Below are 18,934 nucleotides of genomic sequence, written 5' to 3' on the forward strand. Positions count from 1 at the left end.
TACGGCGGACAAGTCGCTCGCAATGAAGGAGGATGCTGGTTCAGTGCGTCACCAGCGGGCAGCCGCCCTTGTCGAGCGGACGGAACGCCTCGTCGCCGGGCACGGTGGCGATCAGCTTGTAGAGGTCCCACTCGCCCTTGGATTCCTCGGGCTTCTTCACCTCGAACAGATACATGTCGTGGACCATGCGGCCGTCGATGCGGATCTTGCCGTTCCTGGCGAAGAAGTCGTTGACCGGCGTGGCGCGCATCTTTTCCATCACCTTCGGCGCCTCGTCGGTCTTGATGGCCTCGATCGCCTTCAGATAGTGCATGGTCGCCGAATAGAGGCCGGCCTGGATCATGGTCGGCATGTGACCGACCTTCTCGTTGAAGCGCTTGGAGAAGGCGCGCGTCTCCTCGTTCATGTCCCAGTAGAAGGCGTCGGTGATGATCAGGCCTTGCGTCGCCTTGATGCCGAGCGAATGAACGTCGGTGATCTCCATGAGCAGCGCGATCATCTTCTGGCCGCCTTGCACGAGACCGAACTCGGCCGCCTGCTTCAGCGCATTGGTGGTGTCGCCGCCGGCATCGGCCAGCGCGACCACCTTGGCCTTGGAGGCCTGGGCCTGGAGCAGGAAGGAGGAGAAGTCCGAGGAATTGAGCGGATGACGGACCTCGCCGAGCACCTTGCCGCCGCTCTCCTTGACGACGTTGGCGGCGTCGCGCTGCAGCGCCATGCCGAAGGCGTAGTCGGCGGTGATGAAGAACCAGCTGTCCTCGCCGCGTTTCACCATCGCCTTGCCGGCGACGTTCGACAGCGCATAGGTGTCGTAGGTCCAGTGCACCGTGTTGGGCGAGCAGGCGACGCCTGTGATGTCGGACGAACCGCCGCCGGAATTGATGTTGATCTTGTTCTTCTCGCGCGTCAGCGCCGAGATCGGCAGCGCCACCGACGAGGTCGGCACGTCGAAGATCGCGTCGACCTTGTCGTTGTCGTACCAGTTGCGGGCGATGTTGACGCCGACATCGGGCTTGTTCTGGTGATCGGCGGCGACCACTGCGACAGGCTTGCCGGCGACCTTGCCGCCGTAATCGGCGACGGCCATCTCGACGGCGGCCAGCGAGCCTTTGCCGGTCGCGTCGGCATAGAGGCTCGACATGTCCGTGAGCACGCCGATCTTGACGACGTCGTCGGAAATCTGCGCCTGCGCGGCGCCTGACGTGGCGGCGAGCGCGAGACCGGCCGCGACGGCGGCGATGAGTTTTTGCATGGTTTTTCTCCCCGTGTGTTGTTGTTTGGGTTTTGTTGCGGGGACTGTTCTAGCGACAAACGGTCGCGGCAGCTAAGCCAAAGATGCGTGAGGGGGTGGACAAATAAGCAGGGGGCGACGGTGTTCTAGCCCTCTCCCCTTGTGGGAGAGGGTGGCTCGCCGCATAGCGGCGAGACGGGGTTCTTGCCGCATGCAACCATCTTGCATTCGTACTTGCGGAGGCAACCCCTCATCCGGCGCTTCGCGCCACCTTCTCCCACAAGGGGGGAAGGAAGAAGAAAAAGTGCGCCGCCGGTCAGGCGCCGCTGCCCTTGAGCCGTTCGTTGCGTCGGCGCAAGCCTTCCAGGGTGGCGAGGAGGATGACCGACACCGTCGTCAGGATCACCGCCGCCGCCGTGATGGTCGGGCTGATGTTCTCGCGGATGCCGCTGAACATCTCGCGCGGCAGGGTGCGCTGCTCGGGACCTGCCATGAACAGCACGATCACGACCTCATCGAAGCTGGTCGCGAAGGCGAACAGCGCACCTGATGCCAGGCCCGGCAGGATCAGCGGCAGGATCACGCGGCGGAACGCGTCAAGCGGCGAGGCGCCGAGCGAGGCGGCGGCGCGCGCCAGATTGGTGTCGAAGCTTTGCAGCGTCGCGCCGACCGTGATCACCACAAAGGGCGTCGCCAGCGCGGTGTGGGCCAGGATCAAGCCGAGGTAACTGCCGGTCAGTCCGATCGGCGCGAAGAAGAAATACAGGCCGACCGCGGTGATGACGCCCGGCACGACCACCGGCGACAGCACGAAAGCGAGCACGAGCGGTTTGAGCCGGCTCTTCCATTGCGCCAGCCCCAGTGCGGCCAGCGTGCCGAGCACCATCGACAGCAGGGTCGAGGCGACGCCGATGATCATGCTGTTCTTCAGCGAATTCATCCAGCGCGGCGAATTGATGAAGTCGCCGTACCAGCGCAAGGAAAGGCCGGGCAGCGGATAGGTCAAATAGGAGCCTGAGCTGAAGGACAGAGGCATGATCGCCAGGATCGGCGTGATCAGGAAGATGAACACCAGCGTGGAGACAACGATCGTCGCGGTCCACGCGATGCGCTGGCTGGGTGTGCGGAGGGAAGGAGCTTCGCTCAATTCTTCATGCCTCCGGTGACTTGCTGGCCCTGCACCAGCTTTCCGTAGACGAGAGCGAGCAGAACGGTGGCCAGCAGCAGCACAGCCCCCAGCGCCGAAGCGAGGCCCCAATTGGCCGTCTCGGTGGTGTAGAGCGCGATGAAATAGCTGATCATCTGATCGGCGGCGCCTCCGACGAGCGCCGGCGTGATGTAATAGCCGAGCGCCAGGATGAAGACGAGCAGGCTTCCCGCGCCGATACCGGGCAGCGTCTGGGGCACGTAGATCCGCAGGAAGGCGGCGAGCGGCGGCGCACCGAGCGAGGCGGCGGCACGCATGTAGGCGGGCGAGATCGCCTTCATGCTGCTGTACAGCGGCAGGATCATGAATGGCAGGAGAACGTGGGTCATGGCCACACAGACACCGAAGCGGTTGTAGATCAGGCGCAACGGCTCGTCGATGATGCCAAGCCAGTGCAGGCTGTCGTTCACGACGCCTTTGCTCTGCAACAAGACGATCCAGGCGCATGTGCGGACCAGAAGCGACGTCCAGAAAGGAAGCAGTACGCAGATCATCAGCAGGTTGGACCGGCCCGGCGGCAATGTCGCCAGCAGGTAGGCGACCGGGAAGCCAAGGATCAGGCAGAGCACCGTGACACTGAGGCTGATGAGGAAGGTGCGGGCGAAAACGCTGCGGTAGATGGCCTGATCCGGCGGGGCTGCGACGATCGCGCCGTCCACGTTCCGCGTCAGGTCGAGCGCTGCCAGAAGGTAGAAGCCGGTCACGGGGCCACTGGCGTCCTTGATCGTCGTCCAGGTGGAGCGTTCGCGCCAGGCCGGGTTGATCTTGCCCAGCGTCTCCCTGGCGGTGCCGGGCTCCGGCACCGCCTTCAAATTGCGTGCGGTGCTGATGAGGATCGTGCGAAAGCCGTTCAGTGCGTAATTGAGCCGCTTGGCCGCGATGGCGATGGTGCCGGACGCGCGCGCCGCCAGGATGTCGCCTGCCAGCGCCGCGTAGGCCTTTTCGTCCGGCAGGTCCCTGCCGTCCCAACTGGCGAGAGCCGCGACGGTTTGAGGCAGAGCCTGACGCACCTCGCGGTCATCGACGGCGCGCCACAGCATGCCGGCGATCGGGCCCGCGAAGGTGAAGAGCAGGAAGACGAGAAGCGGCAGCACCAGCGCCAATGCCTTGACCTGGCGTGTCCGCTCTGCACGCCTCAATCGGCGCTTGAGCGGCACCTCGGTCGACGAACTGGCGCCGGCTAGAGACATTCCTGTCATGGAGTGAGCCCTTCGGAGCGGCCCGAGCAAGCGCCTCGTCCTTCGAGACGACCGCATCGCGGTCTCCTCAGGATCAGGCTCTTCGACGATGGTGCCCGTAGAGTCACTGCCACAAACTCAGACCTCATCCTGAGGGCCCGCCGTAGGCGGGCGTCTCGAAGGATGCGCCGCAGGCGTGCTATCTGCCACGTCTTTGCCTCAGCGCCAATTTCGGCCGCGCGCTATTTCGCGGCCCATTTATTGAAGCGCTCGGTCAGGCGGTCGATGTTCTCGAGCCAGAAGGCAACGTTGATCTCGACCGCGTTCTTGATGTTGTCAGGCGCTGTCGGCAGGTCCTTCAGCACGGCGGACTGCAGCTTGGCGGCGGCGTCCTTGTTCGAGGTCCCGTAGGCAATGTTCTCCGACAGCTTCGACTGGTTCTCGGCCTTGCCGGCGAAGTCCAGGAACTTGTAGGCCGCGTCCTTGTTCGGGCTGCCCTTCAGGATGACCCAGCTGTCGAGGGTGAAGAGCGCTCCGTCCCACACCATGCCAAAGTTCTTCTTCTCGTTCTTGTTCGCGGTATCGATGCGGCCATTGTAGACCGAGGTCATCGCCACCTCGCCGGAGGCGAGCAATTGCGGCGGCTGCGCGCCGGCCTTCCACCAGACGATGTCGCTCTTGATGGTGTCCAGCTTCTTGAAAGCGCGCTCGATGCCCTCGTCGGTCGCCAGCACCTTGTAGACGTCCTTCGGTGCGACGCCGTCGGCCATGAGGGCGATCTCGAGCGTGGTCTTCGGGCCCTGACGCAGGGCGCGCTTGCCCGGAAACTTCTTGGTGTCGAAGAAGTCGGCCCAGCCTTTGGGCGCGTCCTTCAGCTTGTCCTTGTCGTAGCCGAGCACGAAATCGTACAGGATGGCGCCGACGCCGCACGGATTGACCGACGGCTGTATGTAAGCGGCCTCGCCGCCGATCTTGGAATAGTCCAGCTTCTCGAACAGGCCTTCCTCGCAGCCGACCGCGAGTTCGTCGCTCTCGACCTGGACGACGTCCCAGGTGGCGGCGCCGCCCTGGACCTTGGCGCGCAGCACGCCGACGCCGCCGTCCCAGGACTCGTCGTTCATGGCAATGCCGGCCGCCTTCTTGAACGGCTCGAAATAGACCTTCTTCTGGGCGTCCTGATACGCGCCGCCCCATGACACGACGGTGAGGTCACGCGCCTGCGCGACTGTCGCCAGCCCGGCGCTGGCAGTGAGTGCAGCGGCGAAACCCAGAGCAATCTTGCCAATCTTGCGCTTCAGCATGGTCCTTGTTCCTTCTTCATCTGCGTTGCGTTGAGGTTGATCGGTGCAAGTGCCGCTTGCGTTGGAATCAGACGGGATCGAGGGCGAGGCAATCCTCGGGGCGGAAGGTGATGAACACGCTTTCGCCGTGTCGCAGCCCATCATGCGCCCCCGGCTGAAGCTTGACCATGAACTCGGCGTTGCCGGCGACATCGAGCACGGCCAGCGCGTGGTCGCCGAGATAGATGGTGTTCTGCACCTTGGCCGGCAGCCGGTTCGGTCCGTCGCTGGAGGTGCTGTCAGGGATAATGGCGATCCGCTCCGGCCGCACCGACAACGAGGTCGATGCGCCTGCGCCTGATACGTTGACCGCACGGGCCATGACGGAGCCGCCGGCCGCCAGCGCGACGCGGCAATAGTCCTTCTCGATCGTCTCCACGGTGCCGGCCAGCACATTGTTCTCGCCGACGAAGTTGGCGACGAAGCTGTTGACCGGATGCTCATACAGCGCATCGGGCCTGTCGATCTGCTGCACGATGCCGTCGTTGAACACGGCGATACGGTCCGACATGGTGAGCGCTTCGCTCTGGTCGTGGGTGACGTAGACGACGGTGATGCCCATCGTCTCGTGCAGTTGCTTGATCTCCAGCTGCATCTGCTCGCGCAGGCGCTTGTCCAGGGCGCCCAGGGGCTCGTCCATCAGCACGAGTTGCGGGTTGAAGACCAGCGCGCGGGCCAGCGCCACGCGCTGCTGCTGGCCGCCGGACAGTTGCCCGGGCCGCCGCTGCGCCAGGGTTTCCATCTTGATCATCCGTAGCGCTGCCTTGACGCGCGCTTGCGTTTCCGCCTTGTTGACCTTGCGCACGGACAGCGGAAAGGCGACGTTCTCCTCGATCGTCAGGTGCGGAAACAGGGCGTAGTTCTGGAACACCATGCCGATGTCGCGCTTGTGCGGCGGCACGTTCTTGATCGGCCGCTCGGCGAGGTAGATCTCGCCATGCGTCGGAACCTCGAAGCCAGCCAGCATCATCAGCGTGGTCGTCTTGCCCGAGCCCGACGGGCCAAGCAGGGTCACGAACTCGCCCTTCCTGATGTCGAGATCGAGGTTCTTCACCACGAGATGCTCGCCATCATAGGTCTTCTGAATGCCGGAAAAGCGCACCAGTGCCGGTGCTGGCGTGACCATACCGGCTTCCATATTTTCCTCGCGTTGTCAGCTACAGTGCTGTCGGGACCTCGTCCGAGGTTGCGAAGAACAGCTTAGCAGCCTCCGACAAGAATGCCAGCGGCGGAAGCGATTTGCGCGGGCCCGGTGGGTGAAAGCGCGCTACATTCCCGACAGCTTGCTCACGGACACGTTCAGCGAGCCGCCGGCTTCGGCGACGATGCGCAGCGTCTTGGAATCGAAGGCGATGTCGGCCAGCGTCAGGCTGTCGATCTTCGCCTCGACCTTGAGGCCGTCCTCGTTCCTCTGGTAGTCGGCGATCGCGGCGGCAATTTTCTCGCGGGCGTTGGCGGCGATCGGCTTCAGATCGAGCGTCGCCTTCTGCACCAGCGCTTGCTGCATCTGCGGCACCACCGCGCGTGCGGCGGCGCCCAGCAGGCCGAAGGCCGCCTCGGATTCCACCGCGAGCTGGATGTCGGCGAGGCGCAGCGTCTGCTGTGCCTGGTCCAGCATCGGCCGGCCCCAGATGTGCACATTTGCTTCGGCGCCGAGACCGAGCCAGCTCTTCTTCTCCTTGGCGCGCACCAGCAGCGAGATCAGAAGGCGCTCGCCCGACGGGACCACGTTGACGCTCTTGACGGTGACGTCCACCGGGCCGGAGCCGTCCTCGGGATAGGTGTGGCCGACCATCTGCGCCGCGATCAGCTTGTTGATCTCGGTGAAGGGCACGTCGATCGGCACGCCGATGTTCACGCCGGTGCCGGTCGGCGGCACGATCGAGATCTTGTCGGGAAACGGGCAGTCCGGCTTGGTCGGCGTCGACGTGACCCGCGTCTCGGCCTCGAGGCCCAACAGCAGCGTCACCGCCTGCGCGTCGACGCGCGGCTGCGCCGCGATGGCGCGGATCGGCTTCATCTCCAGCCAGAGCGGCGGCAGCGCGGCCGAGGAACCTTGCAGCGGAATCGAGCGGCAGGCCTTGGCCCATTGCAGCTTCGCATTCTCGCGCAACGAAGGATCGTTGCGGATGCGCTCGGAAACAATATTGATCTGCTCGCCGACGTTCTTGTCGATCAGCGGCTTGACCTGCGCCGGCACGTTGACCTTGGCGCCGGCGACGTTGAGGTTGGTGTCGCCGAGATTGACCTGGGCGCCGAGATTGGGCTCGAGATGCCAGTTGGCCGCGAGCTTCGGCCGCGAGGTGACGACGACGTTGCCCCTGATCTCGGCGCTGGCGTTCAGGTTCTTGATGTTGACCGCGCCGATCTGTTTGGCGGCATTGCCGCCGAGCACGCTGCCGAGCGCCTCGCCGAGGGCGCCGGTCGCTTTCGACGACAGCGAGCCCGTCACGTTCAGCTTGCCCGTGAGCGGCGTCGACAGCGTCAGCACGTCCTTGTCGCCGGCCGCCGACATCGGTCCGCGCGCCGCCGTCCAGCCGATGTCGGCATCCTGCAGGATCTGCGAGATCGGGTTCTCGGCCTTGCCGGCGAAATTGCGCGGCGAAGCCTTCTCGGCCTGCTCGCGGATCGCCGACAGCGCGATCGCGACCGGCGCCACCACGATCGAGCTCTTCGAGACCGGCGGCAGCGGCGGCAGTTGCGCGACCGGCGGCGCGGAATTCGTCGCTCGCGGCGACAACAAGTCCATCGCCTTCAGGCTGATGAAAAACGACGCCGCGAGCACCGCGACGCCGATCAGGATAGTCTTCAGGTTCAACGTCAGACGCATCTTACCCCCAAGCCGCCCAACGGGGATTTTACAGGGCAGGCGAGCAGGGCGCTAGAGCGCACCGATGGGGTGGAATTGGGGCGAATGGGTTAACGGCGGCGAACGCGCCGTTGCCGTGCATTCAGGCCATCATCGCGCCTAAAGCTGTTGTTTGAGCATGATCTTTTCGGAAAACCGCTTCGCACTTTTCCGGATCATGCTCTATGTGCGCTTGGGACGGCGGACCGCTCTCACCTTGCCGGCGCTTCCCCCACCGCAGAAGAAGCGGTCGCCGCCGTCGGATTCCAACCCTGAAACCATCGTGCCGGCGGGCAGGTCGAGCTGCTCCAGCACCTTGCCGTTCTCGGGGTCGATCCGCCTCACGTCACTCTCTTCGCCCTCCCAGGTGCCGTGCCAGAGCTCGCCGTCCACCCAGGTCACCCCGGTGACGAAGCGCTTGCTTTCGATGGTGCGGAGAATCTTTCCCGACTGGGGATCGACCTGATGGATCTTGCGCTCGCGATATTGACCGACCCAGAGCGAGCCCTCGGCCCAGGCCAGTCCGGAATCGCCACCGCCGCCGGGCGCCGGGATGGTAGCAAGCACCTTGCCGCTCGCCGCGTCGATCTTCTGGATTCGGTCCTCGGCGATCTGGAACAGGTGCCGGCCGTCGAACGCCGTTCCCGCATGCGCGGCGACATCGATCGAGCGCGCAATCTTGCCGTCGGCCGGGTCGACCGCATTCAACCTGTCGCCGGACGCGAACCACATATGGCTCCCGTCATAGGTGACGCCGTGCACGGCTTCGACGCCCGCAAAGGGCCCGTATTCCCTGACGATCTCGGCTGCTGAACGCTTCATGTTGCTCGATCCCTGTGAGACGATCCCACCTTACGTCTTCAGGAGCGGGCCGGGGAGTAACAAGCCTGTCGGGAAACCCGGGACGGGCGGGGTCATCCAGCGTCTTGCCCGGCCATGGCCGAAGCACTGCACTTTGTGCGACCGCGCCAGCTCTTCGAGAGACCTCTGCACGGTGCGCGCGCTCGTTCCCAGCGCGAGCGCGAGCGCCGAGCTAGACCAGGGTTCGCCATCGGAGAGGAAGGCGAGCACCGCGGCGTGCTTTTCCTCGACGGGCCGCGCCAGCACGAGGACGTCTCTTGTCCTGCGCGGTGTCAGCGCAAAGCCCTGCCTGGTCGCGCTGACATCGGCGAGAGGCTTGAGCTTGGTGCGGAGCCGCCCGATCTCGACCCGCAGGCGCGCGCGATGCGATTCATCGACGTGCCTCGCCTGAAACGCCCCTGTGATCAACGCCTCCCGGGAGACATCCGCGGGCCAAGCCTGCGCGAGGATGCGGGCGAGCGCGAACAGTACCGGCCGCCTTCCGAGCGCCACCACGGTGCCTCGCCGGCGAACCGAGTGATGGAACGTGTCCACCAGCAGCGCCTGCGATGTCGCGAGCTCCTCGACCTCTTCGAGCCGTAACGGCCGCTCGTGTCCGCGCGTGATCAGCCGCGCTGCCGGCGTATCGAGCACGCGGTTCGTGCTTTCGACCTCGGCCGCGAGCGCAGGGATGCCGGCCTGCTGTGCTGCGCGATAGGCGCGCTCGAGCGCCGTGCGCGCATCCTTCGTTCGCAGGCGCCTGATTGCGATGCCCGCGACGACGAGCTCACGGGCGACCTGGGAGGCAGGTGGGAGCGATGCGGTACCGAGCCCCGCTAGCGTGCGCTCGGCCTCGTCGAGGCGTCCGAGAAGGAGAAGACGGCGCGCCTCGATGTGGCCCGCATGGGCGGCGTTGGCGAGATCGCCGTGCCGTTCGAGCGTGGCTCGCGCAGCCGCGAGCGTGTTCGCCGGCCAGTTCAGGTCGCGCGAGACGAGCGCGATCTCGGCCTCCGCCACGACGCACCTTGCGCGCGCGACCGCCTCTCTCGGACCGAAGGCGCGTGCGGCGCTCCGCAGCAGCGTCTTCGCCTTTGCGAGATCGCCGAGCTGCGCCATCGCGATGCCGCGCAGCGCCAGCGACGGTGCATCGTTGCGCAGCGCAACGCGGTTCAGCGCGCCGAGCGGATCGCCGGCTTCGAGCGCGCGCGCCGCGGCCGTGATCAGCGACTCCATTCAAATCCCGCCACACTTGTTACTCCCACCGCGCAACCGTCCGATGCCACAAATCGTTGACCGCCGGCAACATGTGGTAAGGGGCGAGCGGTTCCGCGTCTGTCATAGCGACCCGCGGAGAGCCCGCCCAGACAAGAGATTTGGCAAGAGGTTTGGAGAGCCATGATGACATCAGCAGAAAAAGCAGGAACGAACGGACAGACCGCCATGCAGACACCGCCGGTGGTGTCGCCGCAGGACTGGGAGGCAGCCCGCCAGCAACTGCTCGTGAAGGAAAAGGCGCATACCCGTGCCCGCGACGCCCTGGCCGCCGAGCGCCGGCGCATGCCGTGGATGGAAGTGGCCAAAACCTATGCGTTCGAGGGGCCCGGCGGCAAGGTCAGTCTGCACGACCTGTTCCAGGGCCGCCGGCAGTTGATCGTCTACCGCGCCTTCTTCGAGCCTGGTGTGTTCGGCTGGCCCGATCATGCCTGCCGCGGCTGCTCCATGGTGGCCGACCAGGTCGCTCATGTTTCGCATCTGAACGCCCGCGACACCACGCTGGTCTTCGCCTCGCGCGCGCCGCAGGCCGACATCATCAGGCTGAAGAAGCGGATGGGCTGGACCATGCCCTGGGTCACCGTCACCGACAGTTTTGACGCCGATTTCGGCGTCGACGAATGGCACGGGACCAACGTGTTCTACCGCGACGGGAATCGCATCTTCCGCACCTATTTCGTCAAGAGCCGCGGCGACGAGCAGATGGGCGGTACCTGGAATTATCTCGACATCACGCCGCTCGGCCGCCAGGAGGTCTGGGAGGATTCACCGAAGGGCTATCCGCAGACGCCGACCTACAAATGGTGGAACTGGCACGACACCTACGCGGAAGGCGCCGCGCCCGACAAGAAATGGGTCGAGATCTCGGACGCCGGCGAAAAGGCCTTTCGCGAGGAGGCGGCGGAAGGACGTGACTAGTCCCCTCAGCGCGGCTGGCAACGCCAGCCGCGACGGCGCCATCGCCGCGCGGCACCTCGCCAGATGGCTGGGCCTCGCCGCCACGCCGACTTTCGCAATCATGGCCGCGCTGACGACCATGATTGGCGGCTCCGCGGACATGCTCTGCTCCGCCGGACATGGCTCTTTGCTGGGCGGGATGGTGCCGATGTATCTCCTGATGAGCGCGTTTCACTCGGCGGCGTGGCTGAAGCTGATCGCGGAGCGGCGGGGTGGAGGTGGGAGGTGAGGTGCGAAGTCCCACATTGCCCCCGCCGCAACCGCATCGTAACGACGCGCCAGGGCCGTTACTGCGAACTCACCGCCTGCAAATATGCAATCACCTTCGCAGCCTCGTCGGCCGAGACGCCGCCGTAGGGCTGCATCTTGTTGCCCGACACGACCTCGTCCGGCCTGAGCATGAAGCGGGTGAGCTTGTCCTGGTCCCAGACGAAGCCGGCTTCTTTCATGGACTGGGAGTAGTTGTAGTTCGGCAGCGAGCCTGCCTTGCGGCCGACGATCTTGCTGAGATTGGGACCAAGGCGATTGTCGCCTTCCTTGACAGAGTGGCAGGTGCGACAGGAATTGTTGAAGGCCTGCTGGGCTGCGTCGGCGCTCGCCGGCTGCTGCGCGAGCGAGAAGGGCGTGGACAGGAGCAGCGCCAGTATTCCGGCGCAGGCGATGGCGTGTAGCCATGGGCGTGGCAACGTTTGCATCTGCGCCTCCATGAGAAATTGCGCTCGTGCTCTCGGGGGCGAAGTCGGCCGGAGAGCTCCATGCAAACGAAAACGGCCCCGGTGGGTTCCGGGGCCGTTTGCGTCACAATGTCCTGTCGCTTACCGCAGCGTGCGGCCAAGCTCGGCGCGCCGCTCCGTCATCGGCAGCACGATCACCTTGGTGCCGACGTTGACGCGGGAGTAGAGGTCGCTCACGTCTTCATTGGTCAGCCGGATGCAGCCGGAGGAGACGTGCTTGCCGATCGTGTCGGGAGCGTTGGTGCCGTGGATGCGGTAGATGGTGCCGCCGAGATACATGGCGCGGGCCCCTAACGGGTTGCCGGGGCCGCCGGCCATGTGGCGCGGCAGATAGGGCTGGCGGGCGATCATCTCCGGCGGCGGGGTCCAGTCCGGCCACTCGGCCTTCTTGGTCACTGACTGGATGCCGGACCAGGTGAAGCCGTCGCGCCCGACGCCGATGCCGTAGCGCACCGCCTGGCCGTTACCGAGCACATAATAGAGATAGGTGTTGGGCGTATCGATGATGATGGTGCCCGGCGCCTCGCGCGTCGCGTAGGCGACGGTCTGGCGGCGGAAGCGGGCCGGCATCACGGCCGGGTCCTCGTCTTCGGACGGCGCGGTCTGGTACGGCGTCGCCTGATAAGGCTGGTAAGGCTGCGGCGCGGTCATCGTCGGCAGCGGCTGGAAGAATGGAAACAGTTGCACGGGCGCGGCCTTGGCCTGGCCGGCAAATGCGATCGCGGCAACAGCCACTGCGCCCAAAGCAACGGCGCGCGAATACGTCTTGAACGTGTCCAGATTGAACATGTGATCGCCCCTGTTTGCTCGGTGTTTTTGTCCACCGCGGCACCATTGCGGTGCTCCGTTGGGTCAATCACTACCGGCAATAGGTTTCGGGACGTTTGCGCGGAAAACCGAAAACGGTTTCATCGCGGCAAGGATTGTTTCATGACAGTTTCGTGGCCGCGTCGCCCCGTTAACGAACAAAACAGCGGGCCGACACTTATGTGACGTCACACGCCTGAAATATCCGTGGTTGATGGTCGTAAGCCGAGAATCATCAAACTCTCGGGATTTTCCGATGCGGGTATTAATCGCGACTGACGCCTGGCATCCGCAGGTCAACGGTGTGGTCCGGACGCTGACCTCGCTGGCGAACGCGGCCAAGGCCCTCGATGTCGAGATCGACGTTCTGACGCCGGACGGCTTTCCGTCCTGGCCGCTGCCGACCTATCCGGGCCTGCGCATCGCGCTGCCGAGCCGCAAGGAGATCGCGCGGCGGATCGAGAAGGCGGCGCCGGAAGCCCTGCACATCGCGACCGAAGGCCCGATCGGATGGGCCGCGCGCGCCTATTGCCGCCGCAACCGGCTCGCCTTCACCACCTCCTACACGACGCGCTTTCCGGAATATATCTCGGTGCGGACCGGAATTCCTGATGCCGTCGGCTATGCCGTGCTGCGGCACTTCCACGATGCCGCCGCGATGACCATGGTGGCGACACCTTCGCTGCGGCAGGAGCTCTCCGAGCGCGGCTTCAAGCGGCTGGGATACTGGACGCGCGGCGTCAACACCGAGCTGTTCCATCCTGATTCTCCGGCCAGGCTCGATCTGCCGGGCCCGATCTTCATGACCATGGGCCGCGTCGCGGTGGAAAAGAATCTCGAAGCGTTCCTGTCGCTCGATCTGCCCGGCACCAAGGTCGTCGTCGGCGACGGCCCGCAGAAGGCGGCGCTCGAAAGGAAGTATCCGGACGTCGTCTTCCTCGGCGAGAAGAAGGGCGCGGATCTCACCGCGCATCTCGCCGCCGCCGACGTGTTCGTGTTCCCGAGCCTGACCGACACGTTCGGCGTGGTGCAGCTCGAAGCGCTGGCCTGCGGCACGCCGGTTGCGGCGTTTCCGGTCACGGGGCCAAAGGACGTCATCGCCGATCACCCGATCGGCGCGATCGACCACGATCTGCGTACTGCGTGCCTGCGTGCACTGACCATGTCGCGCGAGACTTGCCGCAACTTCGCGCTGGAGCGCTCCTGGGAGAACAGCGCGCGCCAGTTCGTCGGCAACCTCACCTCACTTCAGCCCAGCCGCATCCTGCGCGCCTCGCCGGTCATGGCGCGGCGGCCGGTGCGCGGCTGATCCTCACGTCCTGACCCAAAGCGAGAACCACACCGATGTCCAAGATCATGAACCTTGACGGCACCCAGCAGCTTGACCTCACCCGTGGCACGGTCGAGCAGGCCTATGACCGCTGGGCGCCCGTCTACGACCTCGTGTTCGGAGGCGTGTTCGCCAAGGGCCGGCAGGCGGCGATCGCGGCCACAAACAAGATCGGCGGCCGCGTGCTCGAAGTTGGCGTCGGCACCGGCATCTCGCTGCCGCTCTACGCGCCGCACCTGCGCATCTTCGGCACCGACATTTCGGAAGCGATGCTCGACAAGGCGCGCCAGCGCGTCACCGAGGGCAATCTGAAGAACGTCGAGGGTCTCGCGGTGATGGACGCCGAGAAGCTCGAATTCCCCGACAATTCCTTCGACGTCGTGATGGCGCAATACGTCGTCACCGCCGTGCCGAATCCGGAAGTCGCGCTGGACGAATTCGCCCGCGTGCTGCGCCCGGGCGGCGAGCTGATCATCCTCACCCGCGTCAGTGCCGATACCGGCATGCGCCGCTTCATCGAGCAGAAGCTGCAGCCGGTGGTTCGTCCGCTCGGCTTCCGCACCGCCGAGTTCGCCTGGTCGCGCTACGCCAAGTGGCTGTCCGGGGCCAAAGGCATCGAGCTTGCCGAACGCCGCCTGATTCCGCCGCTCGGTCATTTCTCGCTGGTGCGCTTCCGCAAGATCGACGTCGCCATGGCAGCGTAACTGCCGCTCCTCATGGTGAGGAGGCGCGGTAAGTGCCGTCTCGAACCATGAAGGCCCGTGCAGATGCACCTCGGCCTTCATCATTCGAGACGCGCGTTCTGCGCTCCTCAGGATGAGGGGATAAAGAGTACCCCGTGCGTCACCGCGCCGCTGCACATCGTCATATGACAAAATGATGATGTCACACGGCCTACATCGAATCCCTGTAAATCCTGAACCCGAAAGCATTTTGGGGGAGAGCATGATCAAGAATTATCTGGAGCAGCTGCGGATCCAGCGCTGGGACGACCATCGCTACTATCACCACAGCCGCATCAATCAGAGCCTGCACTTCGTCAGCGCGCTGAGCTTCCTGTTTGCCTATGTCTGGCTGTTCGTCGATCCCATGATCTCCGCGCTGGTCGGCTGGCTGGTCTCGATGACCTCGCGCCAGGCCGGCCACTTCTTCTTCGAGCCGCACGATTACGACCACATCAACCAGGCCACCCACGAGTACAAGGAAGACATCAAGGTCGGCTACAACCTTCAGCGCAAGGTGGTGCTGATGGCGATCTGGGCAGCATCCCCGCTGGTGCTGTTCGCCGATCCGACTGTGTTCGGCCTGTTCACGCCCTGGGCAAGCGCGACCGACTTCATGCGTCAGGTTGCCAAGATCTGGCTCGTGATCGGCGGCGGCGGCCTCCTGTTCCGTACCGTGCACCTGTTCTTCATCCGCGACGTCGAGACCGGCCTCGTCTGGATGACCAAGATCCTGACCGACCCCTTCCACGATCTGATGCTCTATCGCAATGCGCCGCTGGCGCTGATGCGCGGCGAACTGATGGATCCCGGCCTGCACCTCAATCCCGAGCACACGCTGGGCCTGATCGGCGAGCCCGCGCTCGAAGAGCAGCACGCCTGAACGCGCTGCGCACACAAGACACTCCGATGTCTGATGATTGCGTCATGCCCGGCCTCGTGCCGGGCATCAACGTCTTGGGGATATCTTTAAAGTGACTCAGTGGAGCCGCGCGCTCTCTTCACCTCGTCCCGTCTGCGGGGAGAGGTCGGATTTGCGCGTAGCGCAAAGCCGGGGGAGGGGGGGTATCCGCGGGGGCGCCGCTAGCGGATCGTGCGCCAACGCTCACCGCGCGCGCGGAGGGTCCCCCTCACCCCAACCCTCTCCCCGCAGGCGGGGAGAGGGGGAGGAGAGGGCGGTGTTCGTGGTGCTCGCGGCGCGGCGTGCGTGTGGTGAGGCCTCAGCGCCCCAGGCGTTTGGCCAGCATCTCTTTCAGGATCTGGCGCTTGATGTTCTTGTTGGTGAGCACGCCGTCGTGCCACCAGAAGCCGTCGGCCTTCATCTTCTCCGCGGCGCTGACGAAGCGTTCGGCCACCTCGGCGAAGTCGGCGTCGGTGTAGTTCAGGCTGAAGATCAGCCGGCCGGTGCCGACCCAGCTCAGGGACAGGCCTTCGGCGCGCAAGTAGTATTGCAGCATCCAGTTGTAGCGGGACGGCGTGGTGTATTTCACCGTCCAGATCGAGGAGAAGTTGGCGAACCGCACCGGCAGGCCGGCATCGGTCATCATCTGGTTGAGCTTTTGCGCGCGCCCGTTCCAGGTCGCGTCCAGCCCGTCATAGATCGCGCGGAAGTTCGGGCTGGCGAGCCGGCTCAGGAACTCGTCCATCGCCGTCATGACATAGGGATGCGAGTTGAAGGTGCCGCGGGCGAAGCAGACGTCGGCGGGACGATCGTCGCGGAAGCGGCGCATCAGCTCCTTCTTGCCGCAGACCACGCCGACCGGCAGACCGCCGGCGAGGCTCTTGCCGTAGGTCACCATGTCGGCGCGAACGCCGAAATATTCCTGGGCGCCGCCGGCGGCGAGACGGAAGCCGACGAAGACCTCGTCGAAGATCAGAACGATGCCGCGCTCGGTGCAGACCTCGCGCAGCTTCTTCAGCCACTCGGTATAGGCCGCACGATCGAAATTGCCGCCGCGGGAGGAATCGACCAGCGAGGAATCGCCGGGCGCGTTGGCGTTCGGATGCAGCCCCTGCAGCGGGTTGACCAGCACGCAGGCGATATCCTTGCGCGTGCGCAGCACATGCAGCGTCTTCTCGGACATCTCGGCGAGGGTGTAGGTCTCGTGCGCTGGAATCGGATTGCCGACGCCGGGCTGCACGTCGCCCCACCAGCCGTGATAGGCGCCGGCGAAACGGACGAGATGCGTGCGCTTGGTGTGGTAGCGCGCGAGCCGCACCGCCTGCATCACGGCTTCGGTGCCGGACATGTGGAACGAGACTTCGTCGAGGCCGGAGATCCGGCAGAGCCGCTGCACGTTATCGAGGATGACGGGATGGTATGGGCCGAGCACCGGTCCGAGCGCATGCGCCCGCTTCTCGGAGCCTTCGATGCACTCCTTGTAGAAGTCGTTGCCGAAGATGTTGACGCCGTAGGACCCCGTGAGGTCGTAGGAGGTGTTGCCGTCGACATCCGTGACGGTGACGCCGCGCGAGGACTCCATGAAGGTCGAGGTGCCCAGGTGCTCGCGGACGAGGCGCGAGAACTGGAACGGCACGCGGTAGGTCTCGGTGAAGTGCAGGTCGGAGATCTTGTCCGCCGCCTCCTTCGTCATCGCGCGACCCTTGGGGTAGCGATCGGCGTAGAGTCGCGCGAGGCGGAAGAAGGCGTCCTTGCGCTGCAACACCACGTTGGCCGGTGCGCCGTCGCAGCCGAAATACTTGTCGCCTTCGAACTCGTAGAACGGGAGCAGCCGGGCCACCCGGCGCGACATCTTGGAATGCCCGGCGAGCGACCGGTGCTTGGCGCGGGACAATTCGAGCCGCGCCTTGATCTTCGGGAAGGCGGCGGCAGCGGACGCTGCGGCGGCCACGGAAAATGAGAGAATCGGGAGTGTCGTTTCCATGACAACAAGCGCTAATACTGCGAGCTGACAGATTCATGACAGTCAAAGCCCTCATCGCCTCTTTCACCCAGCAGGAAGACCTCAACTTCCTGTTGACCAATCGCATCCCGCGCGCCGCGCTGACCCGCTTCATGGGCTGGTTCTCCAAGATCGAGAACCCGCTGGTGCGGGACGGCTCCATCGCGCTGTGGAAGCTGTTCTCCGACCTCGATCTGTCGGAGGCACACAAGACCCATTTCAGGAGCCTGCACGACTGCTTCACCCGGGAGCTCAAGCCCGGCCTGCGGCCGTTTGATCCGGACCCCGCGGTCGTCGCCAGCCCGTCCGACGGCATCGTCGGCGCCCACGGCCGGATCGCCGACACCGAGCTGTTCCAGGTCAAGGGCGCGCCCTATTCGCTGCTCGACCTGCTCGGCGATTCCGCGCTGGTCGATCAGCACCGCAACGGCTCCTTCGTCACGTTGCGGTTGACCTCGAGCATGTATCACCGCTTCCATGCGCCCCATGACGCGCATATCGAGCGTGTCACGCTGATCCATGGCGACGTCTGGAACGTCAACCCGATCGCCTTGAAGCGGGTCGAGCGGCTGTTCTGCAAGAACGAGCGTGCGGTGATCCGCACGCATCTGTCGACCGGTGAAGCCGTGACGCTGGTGCCGGTCGCCGCGATCCTGGTCGCGAGCATCCGGCTGCACTTCCTCGACATGGTGCTGAACGCGCAGACCCGCGGCCCGGTCAATTTTCCTTGCAACGTCAACGTGACCAAAGGCGAGGAGCTCGGCTGGTTCGAGCACGGCTCGACCATCATCATCCTGGCACCCGGCGATTTTACCTTCTGCGACGGCATCGCCGAGGGCACGCGCATCCGTGCCGGTCAAGCGCTGCTGCGAAAAAACTAGCCTTCAATCCGCCGTCCCGGCCGCCTATATCCTCGGTGGGACGGCTGGATCGACACGGATTTGGTGATGGCGCGGGCGCCGGTGCTGGCGGCGGGTGGTATTGTGCTGCGGCGGGGTGCGCCGCCGCTGATCGCGGTCGTGCGCCAGCGCAAGCGCAACGAATGGGTTTTGCCCAAAGGCAAGCTCGACGACGGCGAAACGCCGAAGCAAGCCGCACATCGCGAGGTGCTGGAAGAGACCGGCCACGAGGTCGCGATCCACGAATTCCTGGGCACGCTGGTCTATCAGTCCGGTGGCCGCTCCAAGGTCGTGCATTTCTGGCGCATGGAGGCCGGAAGCGGGCCGGTCCGCAAGCTGATGAACGACATCAAGGCGGTCGACTGGCTGACGCTGGACGATGCGCTCGTGCGCCTGTCGCGGGAATATGAGCGCGCCTTCCTGGTCCAGGTCGGTCCGATCGCACTCGCTGCCGCAGGCGTTGCAATCGCCGAAGCCGACGTCACACCGCCGCTCGCAACCGAGGATGTCGATGCAGCCTTGCAGACGCTGACGCCGGCCGAAGCCGTCTCCGTCGACGAACTGCGCCATGGCCTGTTGCAAAAGGTGAAGGCCTGGCTGCGCGGCGAGGCGTGAGCCGTCGCTTTCTTTACCTCGCCCCACTCGTCTCCCCGTAACAACGGAGAG

18 protein-coding genes are annotated in these 18,934 nt (G+C 65.0%); 7 read left to right on the forward strand and 11 right to left on the reverse strand.

Annotation, left to right across the window (positions count from 1 at the left end; genetic code table 11):
• Window positions 1-40: 40 nt before the first annotated feature.
• The 8 genes from NR187_RS05760 to NR187_RS05795 all read right to left on the reverse strand — a co-directional run bounded on the left by NR187_RS05760 (window position 41) and on the right by NR187_RS05795 (window position 9,877).
• Window positions 41-1,252, reverse strand: a complete 1,212-nt coding sequence (locus NR187_RS05760) for an ABC transporter substrate-binding protein (protein ID WP_256805964.1) — start codon at window positions 1,250-1,252, stop codon at window positions 41-43.
• Between the two features lie 295 nt (window positions 1,253-1,547).
• Window positions 1,548-2,378 (reverse strand): ABC transporter permease, encoded by an 831-nt coding sequence (locus NR187_RS05765; protein WP_256805965.1) that lies wholly within the window; start codon window positions 2,376-2,378, stop codon window positions 1,548-1,550.
• On the reverse strand, window positions 2,375-3,637 hold the full coding sequence (locus NR187_RS05770; RefSeq protein ID WP_372702957.1) for an ABC transporter permease: 1,263 nt from the start codon (window positions 3,635-3,637) through the stop codon (window positions 2,375-2,377). The genes NR187_RS05765 and NR187_RS05770 overlap by 4 nt, the downstream gene beginning before the upstream one ends.
• A gap of 221 nt (window positions 3,638-3,858) precedes the next feature.
• Window positions 3,859-4,917, reverse strand: a complete 1,059-nt coding sequence (locus tag NR187_RS05775) for an ABC transporter substrate-binding protein (RefSeq protein WP_256805966.1) — start codon at window positions 4,915-4,917, stop codon at window positions 3,859-3,861.
• Between the two features lie 67 nt (window positions 4,918-4,984).
• Window positions 4,985-6,094 (reverse strand): ABC transporter ATP-binding protein, encoded by a 1,110-nt coding sequence (locus NR187_RS05780; RefSeq protein ID WP_256805967.1) that lies wholly within the window; start codon window positions 6,092-6,094, stop codon window positions 4,985-4,987.
• Window positions 6,095-6,223: 129 nt separating this feature from the next.
• Window positions 6,224-7,786 (reverse strand): DUF4403 family protein, encoded by a 1,563-nt coding sequence (locus NR187_RS05785; protein ID WP_256805968.1) that lies wholly within the window; start codon window positions 7,784-7,786, stop codon window positions 6,224-6,226.
• Between the two features lie 201 nt (window positions 7,787-7,987).
• The gene (locus NR187_RS05790) at window positions 7,988-8,626 is read right to left on the reverse strand and encodes a PQQ-binding-like beta-propeller repeat protein (RefSeq protein WP_211384460.1); all 639 of its coding nucleotides are present in this window, start codon (window positions 8,624-8,626) and stop codon (window positions 7,988-7,990) included.
• A gap of 30 nt (window positions 8,627-8,656) precedes the next feature.
• Window positions 8,657-9,877 (reverse strand): helix-turn-helix domain-containing protein, encoded by a 1,221-nt coding sequence (locus NR187_RS05795; RefSeq protein WP_256805971.1) that lies wholly within the window; start codon window positions 9,875-9,877, stop codon window positions 8,657-8,659.
• Between the two features lie 162 nt (window positions 9,878-10,039).
• Here NR187_RS05795 and NR187_RS05800 point away from each other — a divergent pair, with 162 nt between their 5' ends.
• On the forward strand, window positions 10,040-10,834 hold the full coding sequence (locus NR187_RS05800; RefSeq protein WP_256805972.1) for a DUF899 domain-containing protein: 795 nt from the start codon (window positions 10,040-10,042) through the stop codon (window positions 10,832-10,834).
• Window positions 10,827-11,102 carry a hypothetical protein gene (locus NR187_RS05805; protein WP_256805973.1) on the forward strand — a complete coding sequence of 92 codons (276 nt, stop codon included), beginning with the start codon at window positions 10,827-10,829 and terminating at the stop codon, window positions 11,100-11,102. Before NR187_RS05800 ends, NR187_RS05805 begins: the two co-directional genes overlap by 8 nt.
• Before the next feature lie 58 nt (window positions 11,103-11,160).
• On the opposite strand, the gene NR187_RS05810 is transcribed toward NR187_RS05805, so the two are convergent.
• Together NR187_RS05810 and NR187_RS05815 are read right to left on the reverse strand one after the other, a co-directional pair.
• Entirely contained in the window at window positions 11,161-11,580 is a 420-nt protein-coding gene (locus NR187_RS05810) for a cytochrome c family protein (protein WP_211384464.1), read from the reverse strand.
• Window positions 11,581-11,688: 108 nt separating this feature from the next.
• Window positions 11,689-12,396 (reverse strand): L,D-transpeptidase, encoded by a 708-nt coding sequence (locus NR187_RS05815; RefSeq protein WP_256805975.1) that lies wholly within the window; start codon window positions 12,394-12,396, stop codon window positions 11,689-11,691.
• A gap of 274 nt (window positions 12,397-12,670) precedes the next feature.
• On the opposite strand from NR187_RS05815, the gene NR187_RS05820 reads away from it, so the two are divergent.
• From NR187_RS05820 to NR187_RS05830, 3 genes are all read left to right on the forward strand, one after another.
• The gene (locus tag NR187_RS05820) at window positions 12,671-13,723 is read left to right on the forward strand and encodes a glycosyltransferase family 1 protein (protein ID WP_256805976.1); all 1,053 of its coding nucleotides are present in this window, start codon (window positions 12,671-12,673) and stop codon (window positions 13,721-13,723) included.
• Window positions 13,724-13,758: 35 nt separating this feature from the next.
• Window positions 13,759-14,448 (forward strand): methyltransferase domain-containing protein, encoded by a 690-nt coding sequence (locus tag NR187_RS05825; protein WP_256805977.1) that lies wholly within the window; start codon window positions 13,759-13,761, stop codon window positions 14,446-14,448.
• A 241-nt stretch (window positions 14,449-14,689) separates the two neighbouring features.
• A complete protein-coding gene (locus tag NR187_RS05830; protein WP_211384468.1) occupies window positions 14,690-15,349 on the forward strand; it encodes a hypothetical protein in 660 nt (219 codons plus the stop codon).
• Window positions 15,350-15,686: 337 nt separating this feature from the next.
• On the opposite strand, the gene NR187_RS05835 is transcribed toward NR187_RS05830, so the two are convergent.
• The gene (locus NR187_RS05835) at window positions 15,687-17,351 is read right to left on the reverse strand and encodes an aminotransferase class III-fold pyridoxal phosphate-dependent enzyme (RefSeq protein ID WP_256805978.1); all 1,665 of its coding nucleotides are present in this window, start codon (window positions 17,349-17,351) and stop codon (window positions 15,687-15,689) included.
• A 35-nt stretch (window positions 17,352-17,386) separates the two neighbouring features.
• On the opposite strand from NR187_RS05835, the gene asd reads away from it, so the two are divergent.
• Together asd and NR187_RS05845 are read left to right on the forward strand one after the other, a co-directional pair.
• Complete coding sequence (gene asd / locus NR187_RS05840; RefSeq protein ID WP_211384470.1) at window positions 17,387-18,250, forward strand: archaetidylserine decarboxylase; 864 nt, start codon at window positions 17,387-17,389, stop codon at window positions 18,248-18,250.
• Between the two features lie 66 nt (window positions 18,251-18,316).
• Entirely contained in the window at window positions 18,317-18,883 is a 567-nt protein-coding gene (locus tag NR187_RS05845; RefSeq protein WP_211384471.1) for an NUDIX hydrolase, read from the forward strand.
• Window positions 18,884-18,934 lie beyond the last annotated feature (51 nt).

This window comes from Bradyrhizobium sp. Bra64, from assembly GCF_024519875.1.
GTDB classification, from domain to species: Bacteria; Pseudomonadota; Alphaproteobacteria; order Rhizobiales; family Xanthobacteraceae; genus Bradyrhizobium; species Bradyrhizobium japonicum_G.

Bases quoted from the DNA above. Each gene is read 5' to 3' on its own strand.
- NR187_RS05815 (WP_256805975.1), bottom strand. From the start codon at position 12,396: ATGTTCAATCTGGACACGTTCAAGACGTATTCGCGCGCCGTTGCTTTG.
- NR187_RS05845 (WP_211384471.1), top strand. From the start codon at position 18,317: ATGGCGCGGGCGCCGGTGCTGGCGGCGGGTGGTATTGTGCTGCGGCGG.
- NR187_RS05810 (WP_211384464.1), bottom strand. From the start codon at position 11,580: ATGGAGGCGCAGATGCAAACGTTGCCACGCCCATGGCTACACGCCATC.
- NR187_RS05775 (WP_256805966.1), bottom strand. From the start codon at position 4,917: ATGCTGAAGCGCAAGATTGGCAAGATTGCTCTGGGTTTCGCCGCTGCA.
- NR187_RS05760 (WP_256805964.1), bottom strand. From the start codon at position 1,252: ATGCAAAAACTCATCGCCGCCGTCGCGGCCGGTCTCGCGCTCGCCGCC.
- asd (WP_211384470.1), top strand. From the start codon at position 17,387: ATGACAGTCAAAGCCCTCATCGCCTCTTTCACCCAGCAGGAAGACCTC.
- NR187_RS05770 (WP_372702957.1), bottom strand. From the start codon at position 3,637: ATGACAGGAATGTCTCTAGCCGGCGCCAGTTCGTCGACCGAGGTGCCG.
- NR187_RS05830 (WP_211384468.1), top strand. From the start codon at position 14,690: ATGATCAAGAATTATCTGGAGCAGCTGCGGATCCAGCGCTGGGACGAC.
- NR187_RS05825 (WP_256805977.1), top strand. From the start codon at position 13,759: ATGTCCAAGATCATGAACCTTGACGGCACCCAGCAGCTTGACCTCACC.
- NR187_RS05785 (WP_256805968.1), bottom strand. From the start codon at position 7,786: ATGCGTCTGACGTTGAACCTGAAGACTATCCTGATCGGCGTCGCGGTG.
- NR187_RS05780 (WP_256805967.1), bottom strand. From the start codon at position 6,094: ATGGAAGCCGGTATGGTCACGCCAGCACCGGCACTGGTGCGCTTTTCC.
- NR187_RS05835 (WP_256805978.1), bottom strand. From the start codon at position 17,351: ATGGAAACGACACTCCCGATTCTCTCATTTTCCGTGGCCGCCGCAGCG.
- NR187_RS05800 (WP_256805972.1), top strand. From the start codon at position 10,040: ATGATGACATCAGCAGAAAAAGCAGGAACGAACGGACAGACCGCCATG.
- NR187_RS05820 (WP_256805976.1), top strand. From the start codon at position 12,671: ATGCGGGTATTAATCGCGACTGACGCCTGGCATCCGCAGGTCAACGGT.
- NR187_RS05795 (WP_256805971.1), bottom strand. From the start codon at position 9,877: ATGGAGTCGCTGATCACGGCCGCGGCGCGCGCGCTCGAAGCCGGCGAT.
- NR187_RS05790 (WP_211384460.1), bottom strand. From the start codon at position 8,626: ATGAAGCGTTCAGCAGCCGAGATCGTCAGGGAATACGGGCCCTTTGCG.